The sequence below is a fragment of the Streptomyces chartreusis NRRL 3882 genome, assembly GCF_900236475.1.
In the GTDB taxonomy this organism is placed as follows: Bacteria; Actinomycetota; Actinomycetes; order Streptomycetales; family Streptomycetaceae; genus Streptomyces; species Streptomyces chartreusis_D.
Window position 1 is genome coordinate 7,953,020 of the sequence record NZ_LT963352.1, and the last position, 13,202, is coordinate 7,966,221.

General features: G+C 68.8%; 6 protein-coding genes. 3 read left to right on the forward strand and 3 right to left on the reverse strand.

Annotated features, from left to right (window positions below):
- Nucleotides 1–319 precede the first annotated feature (319 nt).
- From SCNRRL3882_RS35920 to SCNRRL3882_RS35930, 3 genes are all read left to right on the forward strand, one after another.
- Nucleotides 320–925, forward strand: a complete 606-nt coding sequence (locus SCNRRL3882_RS35920) for a lytic polysaccharide monooxygenase auxiliary activity family 9 protein (protein WP_010037391.1) — start codon at nucleotides 320–322, stop codon at nucleotides 923–925.
- A gap of 585 nt (nucleotides 926–1,510) precedes the next feature.
- The gene (locus SCNRRL3882_RS35925) at nucleotides 1,511–4,360 is read left to right on the forward strand and encodes a carbohydrate-binding protein (RefSeq protein ID WP_102514910.1); all 2,850 of its coding nucleotides are present in this window, start codon (nucleotides 1,511–1,513) and stop codon (nucleotides 4,358–4,360) included.
- Between the two features lie 29 nt (nucleotides 4,361–4,389).
- Nucleotides 4,390–6,102 (forward strand): ThuA domain-containing protein, encoded by a 1,713-nt coding sequence (locus tag SCNRRL3882_RS35930; protein ID WP_102514911.1) that lies wholly within the window; start codon nucleotides 4,390–4,392, stop codon nucleotides 6,100–6,102.
- Between the two features lie 76 nt (nucleotides 6,103–6,178).
- On the opposite strand, the gene SCNRRL3882_RS35935 is transcribed toward SCNRRL3882_RS35930, so the two are convergent.
- The 3 genes from SCNRRL3882_RS35935 to SCNRRL3882_RS35945 all read right to left on the reverse strand — a co-directional run bounded on the left by SCNRRL3882_RS35935 (nucleotide 6,179) and on the right by SCNRRL3882_RS35945 (nucleotide 12,664).
- Nucleotides 6,179–7,468 (reverse strand): ricin-type beta-trefoil lectin domain protein, encoded by a 1,290-nt coding sequence (locus SCNRRL3882_RS35935; RefSeq protein WP_010037396.1) that lies wholly within the window; start codon nucleotides 7,466–7,468, stop codon nucleotides 6,179–6,181.
- Nucleotides 7,469–7,551: 83 nt separating this feature from the next.
- Entirely contained in the window at nucleotides 7,552–9,039 is a 1,488-nt protein-coding gene (locus SCNRRL3882_RS35940) for an arabinofuranosidase catalytic domain-containing protein (RefSeq protein ID WP_102514912.1), read from the reverse strand.
- Nucleotides 9,040–9,109: 70 nt separating this feature from the next.
- The gene (locus SCNRRL3882_RS35945; protein WP_029180987.1) at nucleotides 9,110–12,664 is read right to left on the reverse strand and encodes a ThuA domain-containing protein; all 3,555 of its coding nucleotides are present in this window, start codon (nucleotides 12,662–12,664) and stop codon (nucleotides 9,110–9,112) included.
- Between the last annotated feature and the right edge of the window lie 538 nt (nucleotides 12,665–13,202).

The following is a 13,202-nucleotide window of genomic DNA, read 5'->3' on the forward strand; positions in this document are numbered from 1 at the left end:
GCGATGCTGCTGTTCCGGCAACGGACTTTTCCGACGGCGCCGGACTCCCTCGAGACGCGCGGCTGGCACGACGGCCAAGTAGGCACCACCACCTGGCGCGCGCATCGTGCACAGGCCGGCTCACGGCAGGCTCCCTGCTCGCCGTCCACCCCTGAAACCAACTCCGTTCGTTTCATTGACATCTCACTCAGAAGACCTACCGTTGGGAGCGCTCCCATAACAGCCTTGCAACTGGAAGGAGTCCCCCCACATGCGCAAACAGAGTCCGTTAGCCGGGCGTTCGCGGTCACCCCTGCGCCGGCCTCTCCAGGCGCTCGTCATGCTGTTCGCCGTGGTTGTCGGCGCACTCACCTGGTCGGCCCCCGCCCAGGCTCACGGCACCGTCGTCGGCCCCGCCTCCCGCGCGTACCAGTGCTGGAAGACGTGGGGCAGCAACCACACGAACCCGGCCATGCAGACCCAGGACCCCATGTGCTGGCAGGCCTTCCAGGCCAACCCCGACACCATGTGGAACTGGATGAGCGCGCTCCGCGACGGCCTCGGTGGCCAGTTCCAGGCGCGGACCCCCGACGGGACGCTCTGCAGCAACAACCTCTCGAGGAACGCCAGCCTGGACAAGCCCGGGCCGTGGAAGACCACCACCGTCGGCAACAACTTCTCGGTCCACCTGTACGACCAGGCGTCCCACGGTGCCGACTACTTCAAGGTCTACGTGAGCAAGCAGGGCTTCAACCCCAAGACGCAGACCCTGGGCTGGAGCAACCTCGACTTCATCACGCAGACCGGCCGCTTCGCCCCGGCGCAGAACATCACGTTCCCCGTACAGACCTCCGGCTACACCGGACACCACATCCTGTTCGTGATCTGGCAGGCCTCGCACCTCGACCAGGCCTACATGTGGTGCAGCGACGTGAACTTCGGCTGAGCCGGGGAGCGCCGCACACGGCACCGGTCCCTGTCGGGCGCCGTTGACCCGCCGTCCGGCCGACCGAGCCCCGTCGGGACAGGGGGCCCATTGGGTCACCCTGCCCCGACGGGGCTTCCCGCGCTCCCAGGGTCTGTGTGATGTCGTGATCAACCTTGTCGTTCCGGATCCGTCCGGTACCGGCGTGCTGCCCGGCGCCTGACCGGCCCGGCACGCACAGCATCCCGAGTGGTGTGCCGCACCACGGGACCGCCACCGACCGCCGCAGGAGCACGGCGGTCACATGCCCGGCGCCCTGCGCGCGCGAAGCGACCCATCAAGAGCCCCGTTGGTCCTGAGGGAAGTGTGGACGCATCGGGCTGAGGTCTTCTAGCCTTGTCGGCAGACCATCACGGTCGTCGATGTGACCCGGCAGCGCGGTAGCCATCGACTTCTCCTGATTCCGAGCTGTTGCCCCTGCTCGGCGTACTGGCCCGCTGAAGCACACTTGGCGGGCCGAAGCGGCGACATCCCGCTACGGCATCGGCGCGGCAGCGCGCGCCCCAAGCCTGGCAACCACCTGTTCAGGAAGGGGACTGCATTGTCATGTTCATGTTAACCAAGGGGGCCGCAGCCGCGCGCTGGCCGGCCATCGGATCGGCTCTGCTCCTGGTCGCGGCCGCTCTCGTCGCGACCTTGTCCAGTGCGACCCCGGCCTCGGCGCACCCGATCAACCCCGCCGACTTCCAGCAGGTCCAACTGGCCCGCGGAGTCGCGGAAGTCGGGGAGCCGATGTCGCTGGCCGTCCTCGCCGACCGGTCGGTGCTGCACACCGCTCGCAACGGGACCGTGCGCCGCACGGATGCGGGCGGCAACACCTCGGTGATCGGCAACATCCCCGTCTACGCGCACGACGAGGACGGCCTGCAGGGCATCGGCATCGACCCGGGGTTCGCCACCAACCGGCACATCTACCTCTACTACGCCCCGCCACTGTCCACGCCAGGAGGCGACGCACCGACCACCGGCGGCAACTGGTCGGCGTGGCAGGGTGTCAACCGGCTTTCCCGGTTCACGCTCAACGCCGACTTCACGCTCAACCAGTCCAGCAAAGTGGACATCCTCGACGTGTCGGCCGACCGAGGCACCTGCTGCCACGCCGGCGGAGACATCGACTTCGACGCGGCAGGCAACCTGTACCTGTCCACAGGCGACGACACCAACCCGTTCGAGTCCGCCGGCTATTCCCCGCTCGACGAGCGGACCAACCGCAACCCGGCGTTCGACGCGCAGCGCACCGCCGCCAACACCAACGACCTGCGCGGCAAGATCCTACGGATCAAGGTGAACGAGAACGGGTCGTACTCGATCCCGGAAGGCAACTTGTTCCCGCCCGGCACGGCCAGGACCCGACCGGAGATCTACGCGATGGGCCTGCGCAACCCGTTCCGGATGAGCGTGGACAAGGCCACCGGCATCGTCTACGTCGGCGACTACGGCCCCGATGCCGGCGCCACCTCGGCGCGCGGGCCGCAGGGCCAGGTCGAGTTCAACCGCGTCACGGGCCCGGGCTTCTACGGCTGGCCGTACTGCACCGGCACGAACACGAACTCCGAGACCTACGCCGAGTGGGACTTCGCCACCAACACGGCAGGCCCGAAATACAACTGCTCGGGCGGCCCGACGAACAACTCCCCCCGCAACACCGGCTTGAGCACACTGCCCCCCGCCAAGGCCGCCTGGATCCGTTACGGCGGCGACGCCGGCAGCCCGTCGGCGTTCGGCGGCGGCTCGGAGTCGCCGATGGCGGGCCCGGTGTACCGGTACGACCCCGACGTCGGCTCGCCCACGAAGTTCCCGCAGTCGTTCGACGGGCAGTTCTTCGCCACGGAGTTCGGCCGCGGCTGGATCAAGCCGATCCACCTCAACGCCGACGGCTCCCCGGGGACCATCGACAGCTTCCCGTGGAACGGCAAGCAGGTGATCGACTCGGCGTTCGGCCCCGACGGCTCGTACTACGTGCTGGACTACGGCGCCGGGCTGTACCAAGGCGACCAGTACTCCGCTCTCTACCGCTTCGACTACGTCGGCGCCGGCAACCGGGCGCCCACGGCGATGGCCGGCGCCAACCGCACCTCCGGAGCGGCGCCGTTGACCGTCACCTTCTCCTCGGCCGGCTCGTCCGACCCGGAGGGTGGGGCACTGACCTATGCGTGGAACTTCGGCGACGGCACCACCTCCACCGCCGCCAACCCGACGAAGACGTACACCACGAACGGTGACTACACGGCCAGGCTGACCGTGCGGGACCCGCAGGGTGCCACCGGCACCGCCGACGTGCGGATCACCGTCGGCAACACCGCGCCGACCGTGACCATCGACAGCCCCGACGCGGGGGAGATCTTCGCCTTCGGCGACACCGTGCCGTTCCGTATCACCGTCACGGACCCGGAGGACGGCACGGTCGACTGCGCCAAGGTCAAGCTGACGTACATCGTCGGTCACGACAGCCACGGCCATCCGATCACCTCGAAGACCGGCTGCTCCGGCACGGTCACCATCCCGGTCGACGGTGAACACGACGACGCGGCGAACATCTTCGGGGTCTTCGACGCCGAGTACACCGACAACGCCGGGCTCACCACGCACAAGCAGCACATCCTGCAACCGAAGCACCGTCAGGCCGAGCACTACAAGACATCGTCCGGTGTCGCCGTCCTCGACAAGTCGACAGCCGAGGGCGGCAAGTCCGTCGGTGACATCGAGAACGGCGACTGGATCGCGCTCGAGCCGTACAAGCTGAGCAAGGCCACGTCGTTCAGCGCCAGGGTGTCGTCAGCCGGCGCGGGCGGCAGGTTGGAGGTCCGGGCCGGCTCGCCGACCGGCACTGTCCTCGGCTCCGCCACGGTCCCGGTCACCGGCTCGTGGACGAACTTCACCACCGTGGGCGGCTCGATCTCCGGTGCGCCGGCCGGCACCACCACGCTCTACCTGACCTTCGCGGGCGGCTCCGGATTCCTCTTCGACGTCGACGCGTTCACCTTTGACACCGGCGGCAGCCCGCCACCCACCCCCGGCACGGGTCCGGTCGTGGGGCTCGCGAACAAGTGCCTGGACGTCCGTGGCGGCAGTTCGGCGGACGGGACGGCGGTGCAGATCTCGTCGTGCACGGGTTCGGCGGGGCAGCGGTGGACGGTGGCGCCGGGGTCGACGGTCAAGGCGTTGGGCAAGTGCCTGGACGTCAGCGGCAACAGCACGGCGGACGGGGCGAAGGTCCAGTTGTGGTCCTGCAACGGTGGTGCCAACCAGAACTGGCAGGCGTACCCGGACGGGTCGCTGCGGAACCCGCAGGCGGCCAAGTGCCTGGACGTGTCGGGCGCGGGCTCCTCCGACGGCACCCTCGTGCACCTGTGGACCTGCCACGGCGGAGCCAACCAGAAGTGGACCCTGCCCTGACTTCTGTCACCAAAAAAGGAGCGACGGACATGCGCAGACAACCCCGAATGTTGTTGGGCGGGGCGGCCACGACACTCGCCGCCCTGGCCCTCCTCGCACAGCCCACACCCGTCAGTGCCGCGGACACGTCCTACGACGTCCTCGTGTTCTCCAAGACGGCCGGTTTCCGGCACGACTCGATCCCGGCAGGGATCCAGGCCATCCGGGACCTCGGCGCGGCGAACAGCTTCACCGTGACGGCCACGGAGGACGGCAACCAGTTCACCACCGGCAACCTGAGCCGTTACGAGGCGGTGGTCTTCCTCAACACCACCGGCGACGTCCTGAACGACGCCCAGCAGTCGGCGTTCCAGTCGTACATCGGATCGGGCGGCGGCTTCGTCGGCGTCCACTCGGCCGCGGACACGGAGTACAACTGGCCGTTCTACGGCGAGTTGGTCGGCGCCTACTTCGCCTCACACCCCGCCGTCCAGCAGGCAGACGTCAAGGTGGAGGGGCGGGCCCACGCGGCGACCGCCCACCTGCCGCAGACCTGGACCCGTACCGATGAGTGGTACAACTTCCGGACCAACCCGCGTAGCACCGCGCGCGTGCTCACCACGCTGGACGAGTCGTCCTACTCGGGCGGCTCGATGGGCGCCGACCACCCGCACAGCTGGTGCAAGACCCACGCGGGGGGCCGGGCCTTCTACACCGGCGGCGGGCACAGCCAGGCGTCGTACACCGAGCCGGCGTTCCGGGCGCACCTGCTCGGCGGCATCCGGTACGCGGCAGGCCGGACCAAGGCCGACTGCCGGCCCGAGACCGGCTACACGACCCTCTACAACGGCTCGACCACCGGCTGGTCGCAGGCAGGCCCGGGCGGCTTCACCAACTCGGACGCCACCCTCACCTCGTACGGCGGCATGGGCATGCTCTGGTACAGCGCCCGGCAGTTCACCGACTACTCGCTGAAGCTGGACTGGAAGATGCCCGGCGACGACAACTCCGGTGTGGTCGTGGGCTTCCCCCCGACGAGCGACCCGCAGTCGGCACTGGACAACGGCTACGAGGTCCAGATCGACGCCACCGACGCGCCCGACCGCACGACCGGCTCGATCTACGCCGTCAAGGCCCCGGACACGGCTGCCCGGGACGCGGCGCTCAACCCACCGGGCGAGTGGAACACCTTCGAGTTGCTGGTCGAGGGGGAGCGGCTCCAGGTCTGGCTCAACGGCGTGAAGATCAACGACTTCACCAACACCGACCCCGCCCGCTCGCTCGCCGGCCACGTCGGCATCCAGAACCACGGCACGGGGGACGACGTGTCGTTCCGCAACGTCCGGATCAAGGACCTGGGCGGCAGCCCGCCACCCACCCCCGGCACGGGTCCGGTCGTGGGGCTCGCGAACAAGTGCCTGGATGTGCGTAACGGCAGTTCGGCGGACGGGACGGCGGTGCAGATCTCGTCGTGCACGGGTTCGGCGGGGCAGCGGTGGACGGTGGCGCCGGGGTCGACGGTCAAGGCGTTGGGCAAGTGCCTGGACGTCAGCGGCAACAGCACCGCGGACGGGGCGAAGGTCCAGTTGTGGTCGTGCAACGGTGGTGCCAACCAGAACTGGCAGGCGTACCCGGACGGGTCGCTGCGGAACCCGCGGTCGGGCAAGTGCCTGGACGTGTCGGGCGCGGGCTCCTCCGACGGCACCCTCGTGCACCTGTGGACCTGCCACGGCGGAGCCAACCAGAAATGGACCCTGCCCTGAGCTGACGCGGCACGCCGGTCTCGTCTCTGAAAGTGAAGGCGGTACGTGAGATCACGTACCGCCTTCACTCGTGCGGTTACGCTCGCGTCCAGCGCTGGTTGGCGCCGTCGTGGCAGCTCCACACGATGACCGCGGAGCCGCCCGCGGTGCTTGCGCCGTTGACATCCAGGCACAACCCGGTCTGAGCGTTGCGGATCGTGCCGTTGCTGCTGAAGACCCACTGCTGGTTGGTGGCACCGTCGCAGTCCTGGACCTGTACCCGCGTGCCGGCGGCGGCGCCGGGCGGGACGTGCACGCACTTGCCCAGCACCTGCAACGCCGCACCGTTCTGGGTGAACTGCTGGTTGGCGTTGCTGTGGCAGTCCCAGATGATCAGCGGTGTGCCGTTGGCGGAGTTCGACCCGTTGACGTCCAGGCACCGGCCCGAACCCTCGTTGCGCAGCCGGAAGGTGGTCGGGGTCGGCGGCGGGGTGGGTGTCGTGTCGTCGAACTGCGTGAAGAAGTTCCACACCACCGCCCGGGTCCACGACCTCTCACCCGGTTCGTAGTCGCCGGCCGATCCGTCGACAGGACCGGGCGTATGACCCGCGTCGAACGCGGCCCATGCCACGGGGTAGCCGGCGCGGCACCCCGAGTAGGTCGTGACGACATGCGTGAGGCTGCCCCGTGCCGGCTCCGGCGGGTTCTGGGGGGTGCAGCCGTTGTTCCGCACGAACCTGTCGCGCAGCGAACGACCCGTGGAGATCGGGAGCACCGGGTCCCGCAAGCCGTGCAGTCCGATGTACGCGACCGGCTGGGTGCCGCCGTTGCACCCGCTCAACTGTCCGCCCGCGTAGACGGCGACCGCGCGGAACACTGTCGGCCGGGCGCACGCGAGGGCGAAACTCATGCCGCCTCCGTAGCTGAAACCCCCGGCGAAGCGCTGGTTCGTGTCGACGCACAGGCCCGCCTCGATCTGCCTGAGCATGTCGTCCACGAAGGTCAGATCCTCGCCGCCTGAGTTGGCCCAGCCGTTCCCGAGGCCCTGGGGCGCGACGAAGATCGTGCTGTTGTTCGAGAGCGCCCGCAGGCCGTAGTACGACCAGGAGTATCCGCTGGTTCCGCCCGAGTCGACGTCGCCCGCGGTGCCGCCGTTCCAGTGGAAACCGAAGACCAGGCGGTACGGGCGGTCGTTGTCGTAGTCGGCGGGCACCCGCAGGATGTAGTTCCGCGTCCTGCCGCTGCTCTGAATCGAGTGCGGACCACTCGACAGCGTGGGGGGCTTGCCGCATCCGGCGCTCGCGGCGACGGAGCGGACCTCGGCGGCGGCGGACGTCGGCGAGATGCCGCTGATGCCGACCGCGGCGAGCAGGAGCGCGGCGGCCACGGCGATCGGCGTGCGCCATCGGTGACGATTCCTGCCGTGTCGCACCACGTTTCTCCCTCCCTTTCCTTCATCGATGGAGTGACTCAGCGGTAGCCGGCGGCGACGATGTTGGCTTGTACCGCGCTCTCGGTCGCGTCGGACGGGTATCCGGACACCATCGCGCCCTCGTAGAAGGTGCCGGCGCTGAGGTTCGCGCCGCCGCCGGGCTTGCAGCAGTCGCCACCGCTGCCGAGGATGATGGCGCCCTGCTTCTTCATGGGGCTGTAGCCGGGCGGAAGCGCGCCGTCCCAGAGCGTGGTCAGGCTTCCGGTCTGGGCGTTGCCACCCCTGAGCGCGAAACGGCTCGTCCCGTTGTTCTTCAGCATCGCCGTCACGAACTTGCTGGTGAAGGCCCGCTGGTTCGTGTTCCAGGTCTGACTGCCACCGGAGTAGAGCCCCCATTCGAGGTCGGCCTGGATCCACGGGCCGCTGCCGACGCACCCGCCGAACCAGCACTGGGTGCTGAAATTGATCGCGTCCATCGCCCCGGCCGCGTCGGCCGCTCGGGTCGTCTCACTGTTGCCGTAGTCGAAGCAGCAGCCGCCGTTGACATGGGTGCCGCTGGTCACCATGTACATGCCTTCAGGGGCGCTGCCGGTCGGCACGCCGGTCAGGTGGCCGTCCCGCCAGTAGCTGTTGCCGGGATTGATGTAGAGCGAGTAGGCCTTGCTGCCACGGACCGCCAGCGACTCCGACGTGGCGAGCGCCGGGCGGCTCTGGCTGGAGCCGGGAACCACACTCGATCCCTGGTACCACAGGTCGTTCCCGCGGCCGGACTGGTCGTAGACGACGGTGATGACACAGGTTGTTCCGGCGCAGAACGAGTCCTGCGTCGTCGCGTCGGCGGCGCCACCCGCGCTCAGGACGCCGATGTTCCGGGTCGTGCTGTCGGACGAGCGCCGGACCTGGTAGAGGTTGCCGTCGTAGGTGCCGTAGAGCGCTCGTACGGTGCTGTGGGCGGCGATGCAGGGGGTGCCGCCCGAGGCGTAGATGTCGCACGTGCCCGCGCCGCCCGGTACCGGCGGGTCCGGCGGCGGGGTCGGCGAGTTCCACTGCTGGTTGGCGCCGTTGTGGCAGGACCAGAGGGTGATCCTGGTGCCGTTGGCGGTGCCGCCGGCGTTGGCGTCGAGGCACAGTCCGGACTGGACGCCGGTGATGGTGCCGTTGGGGTTGACGTTCCACTGCTGGTTGTTCTGGCCGTTGCAGTCCCAGACGATGACGGCGGTGCCGTTGGTGGTGCCGCGTCCGCTGGCGTCGAGGCATTTGTCGCCGTTGACGGTCAGTTGTTTTCCGGCGGTGTAGGTCCAGGTCTGGCCGGCCGCGCCGGTGCAGTCCTGGAGCTGGGCCTGCGTGCCGTTGGTGGTGCCGGGGACGGTCAGGCAGCGGCCGGACTGCACGCCCACGACGGGGGCGCTCTGCCCGGGCTCGATCGGTGCCGCCACCGCGGTGGCGCCGACGGCGACAAGCGTCAGGGCGGTGCCCAGCGCGGACAGCCGTCCGTACCGGCGGGGCCGAGGTATCCGAAACACCATGGCGGTTCCTCACCTGTTCGTAGGGAGGGTGCCCGGCGCGCGACCGCGCCGGGCATCCCGTCCGGACGGGCTAGACGGCGGTGAACCGCCACTGCTGGTTGGTGCCGCTGTGGCAGCTCCACTGCAGGAGTCGTGCGCCGTCGGCCGTCGAGCCGCCGTTGACGTCCACGCACAGTCCACTGGGCACGCTCTTCACCGTGTACACACCCGCCGTGCCGGCCGGTGTGACGAGGAACTTCTGCGCGTTGCCGTTGTCGCAGGTGGACTGCTGCAGGAACGCGCCCTGGGCGGTGGATCCGCCCGTGACGGCGAGGCACTTGCCGCTGTGCAGCGCCTTGAGGTGGACGGCGCCGCCACCGGCGTCGACGGCCTGCCACTTCTGGTTGTTGCCGCCGGTGGCCGGCCACTGGACGATCTGGGCGTCGTCAGCGGTCGAGGCCTCGCTGACGTCCATGAACTTGCCGCTGTGCTGCGCCGCGACCGTCCACGTCCTTCCGGCCACGCCGCCACCGCCGCCGCTGCCCGGTTCGCCGACCCCGTCGCCGCCGAAGGTGAGCGAGTCGAGGTCGAACCAGTTGTTCGAGGTGCCCTTGAACACCAGGTAGAGCCGGTGCGAGCCGGCGAGATCGGCGGTGTTCACCGCCGACGTGGACTGGTAGGTGTTCCAGCCGCCGGTACTCGGCACCGGTGTCGTGGCCAGGAGCTTGCCGGTCGGTGAGTCGGCGCGCAGTTCGATCGATCCGCCGCCGCTCGGCGACGACAGGCGGTACTTCACGCTCGTGATGCCCGACAGGCTCATCGGTTTGAACGCGATCCAGTCGCCGTCGGAGATGTCGCCGACCCGCTTGCCGCTCTCCGCGCCGGCCTGCTCGACGATCTGCACACCCGACTGGTCCGTGTAGAACTCGGCCTGCTTGTGCTTGGGCTGGAGGATCACCTGGGCGTAGCCGGTGAGCGGGTTCGCACCGCCGGGGCCGCCGTCGTCGGTGTAGCGGGCGTTGAGGACGTAGTACAGGTTGGCGCCGTCGGGGTGCCCGCCCAGCAGCGTCGTGTCGATGGTGCCCGAGCAGCCCGGATGGTCCGTGGTCTCATGCTGGTGGTCGTCGTGGCCGAGGGCGGGGTTGACCAACACCTTGGCGCAGTCGATGGGCGCGCCGCCGGGGTCCGAGACGGACACCTTGTACGGGACACGGTCGCCGAAGTCCAGCATGCCGCCGTCGGACGGAAGGGTGAGGGTGACGATCGGTGCGGTGTTGCCCACGGTGATCGGCACGTTGGCGAAGGCCGTCCTGCCGGTGTTGTCGGTGACCTTGAGCTGGGCCGTGTAGTTGCCGTTGGTGGTGTAGGTGTGTGACGGGTTGGCCGCCGTGGACGTGGTGCCGTCGCCGAACGTCCAGTGGTAGCTGAGCGTGCTGCCGGGATCCGGGTCCGTGGACCCCGCGCTGCTGAACTGCACGTTCAGTGGCGCGTCCCCGTTGGTGGGCGTTCCGGTGGCTTTGGCGATCGGCGACCGTCCGCCGTGGTTGTAGTCGATGCGGTAGAGCCCCGAGTCGTTGTTGCCACCGGAGAAGTTGTTGCCCCATTCGAGCAGGTACAGCGAGCCGTCGGGCCCGAACTCCATGTCCATCGGCTTGAGGAACTTGGCGGCGGGCATGAAGGGGTTGGTCCGGGTGACCGCGGTCGCGGAGTCGAAGTGGACCTCCTTGACGGTGTGGCGCGACCACTCGTAGAAGAAGTGGACTCCGTCGTAGTAGGGCGGGAACTTCGTCTCGGACGGGTTCGCGGCGTTGTAGCGGTAGACCGGTCCGCCCATCGGCCCCGAGCCGCCGGAGCCGAGTTCGGGGAAGTTCGGCGAGACGCCGTAGCCGTACCACATGTTCGGCGCGACGATCGGCTTGAGGCTGGTCAGGCCGGTGTTGTTCGGCGAGTTGTTGACCGGCGCGTTGCAGTTGAACTTGGCTCCGACGACGCGGGTGTCCGGGTTGTAGGGCGCGTAGGCCTGGTTGTCGCCGTGGCAGAAGGGCCAGCCGTAGTTGCCCGGGGCCTTGATGACATTGAGTTCGACGAGCCCTTCGGGGCCGCGGTTGGTCGTGGGCGGGTTCCGGTCCGGGCCGTAGTCGGCGAGGTAGACCCAGCCGTTGTCCGGGTCGATCGAGAAGCGGAACGGGTTGCGGAAGCCCATCGCGTAGATCTCCGGCCGGGTCTGCGCCGTGCCCTGCGGGTAGAGGTTGCCGGCCGGGACGGTGTAGCCGCCGTCCGCCGACGGCCGGATGCGCAGGAGCTTGCCCCGCAGGTCGTTGGTGTTGCCGGCGGTGCGGGCGGCGTCGAGGTTGGCCTTGCCCGGCCGCCAGTCCAGCGGGGCGTAGCCCTGCCAGTTGGAGTCGAGGTTCGGCGGGACGTCGTCCCCGGTGCCGATGTACAGGTTTTTGTCGGGGCCGAACGCGATGTACCCGCCCGTGTGCCCGGGCTCGGCGAACGTGCGGTCCCGGGTCGCGGGGATGTCGATGATCGTCACCTGGCTCGACATGTTCAGGGTGTCGCCGGTGAGCGTGAACCGCGAGACCCGGTTGATGTCGTTCGGGACTCCGGCCGGGGAGTGATACAGGTACACGTAGCCGTTCTTGGCGAAGTCGGGGTCGAGCGCCAGCCCGGTGAGGCCGTCCTCGCCGCCGGTGTAGACGTTGAGCGTGGCGGCTGTCACGGTCTTGTTGGTGGTCGGTTTGAAGATCTTCACCTGCCCGCCCCGCTGGACGTAGAGCACCCGCCCGTCCGGGGCGACCGCGAGGGCCATCGGGTCCGCGGTGTTGTCGTCGAGGGTGCGCTTCTCGAAGTTGCTCCACACGGTGCCGCCGCAGTCGCCGGGCTCCTTGCCGGCCGCCCACTTGACGCCCCCGAGGACGTGGTTGCGGAAATGGGTCTCGCTGTAGGCCGCGCTGGTGTGCCCCATGCCGGTGGCCCACACGCGGCCGCCGCCGGTGTTGCGGCACCAGGAGATGGGGTGGTCCGGCCCCATGGCGCGGGGGCCCGGGTTGTACGTGCGCTCGTCCGCGGTGACCAGGACGTGGACGTCGCCGCGGGGGTTGCGGTCGAAGTTGTACCACTCCTCGCTGCGGTTCCAGCGGTCCGGCAGGCCGGCCGTCGACGGGTGTTTCTTGTCCGCGACGATCGCGGTGCCGGACAGCACGCCGGGGGAGTGCTCCGGCATGTGCGCGCCACCGTTGATGGTCTGGTCCCACCACGGGTACTCGTTCTCGATGCCCATGTCCGTGGCGTTGTGGATCGCGACGATGCCCTTGCCGCCGGCGAGGTAGCCCTCCACCGCCTGGCGTTGGGCGGCCGTGGTCCACACCATGCCCGAGGTCTGCAACATGATGAGCACGTCGAAGGTGGCGAGGTTCGCCGGGGTGAAGACGCTCGAGTCCTCGCTGTGGACCAGCTCGAAGTCGTTGGCCGCCGCCTGCTCCCGGAGCATCGTGAGGCCGGCGGGGATCGAATCGTGCCGATAGCCGGCCGTCTTCGTGAAGACCAGGGCTCGGAAGGCCGGCGCCGCTGACGCCGGTGGGGCGATGACGAGCGACAGGAGCACGCTCGCGATCGCCCCGAAGATTAATATGATGCGACGCATGCCGTCTCCTAGGTCGGCGGAGCAACGATGGCATGACCACGGGCACGCGCCGGCCGCACCTGAAGATGCGCCGGAGTGCCTGAGCGCGTCGTAGGCACGCGTATGCCGTCAGCTCGTCATCCCGTCCGCCGTGACGGGCAGTCAAGTCCCTACGGAAGAGATAGGGCGTCACGCCAGATGCGACCGTCTCCCGTGGTCTGCGGGCCAGCATGCAGCCGCCTATCGCAACAGTCAATATGGTTCGGGTGCGCCCGATTCCATAACACATTTTGCGCAGCAATCGTCGTGGTTCGGCGCGCGACTGTCGTCGGGCCGATTCCATAACACATTCTGCGAATCAATCTTCCTGGTGGGGTGCGCGACTCCGGACGGGCCCATTCGATAACAGATTTCGGTGTATCGACCGCCGTCGGCATATCGCCGGCCGGTGGGTATTGCCAGGCGCTCATGGAGGCATTTACCCTCGGGGCCGCGATGCCGCCATGGCGTCCGGCGAAAGTTCGCGGCCTATTCGACGATAGCTCGCGGGCGGGAGCTC

Bases quoted from the DNA above. Each gene is read 5' to 3' on its own strand.
- SCNRRL3882_RS35925 (WP_102514910.1), top strand. From the start codon at position 1,511: ATGTTCATGTTAACCAAGGGGGCCGCAGCCGCGCGCTGGCCGGCCATC.
- SCNRRL3882_RS35945 (WP_029180987.1), bottom strand. From the start codon at position 12,664: ATGCGTCGCATCATATTAATCTTCGGGGCGATCGCGAGCGTGCTCCTG.
- SCNRRL3882_RS35920 (WP_010037391.1), top strand. From the start codon at position 320: ATGCTGTTCGCCGTGGTTGTCGGCGCACTCACCTGGTCGGCCCCCGCC.
- SCNRRL3882_RS35940 (WP_102514912.1), bottom strand. From the start codon at position 9,039: ATGGTGTTTCGGATACCTCGGCCCCGCCGGTACGGACGGCTGTCCGCG.
- SCNRRL3882_RS35930 (WP_102514911.1), top strand. From the start codon at position 4,390: ATGCGCAGACAACCCCGAATGTTGTTGGGCGGGGCGGCCACGACACTC.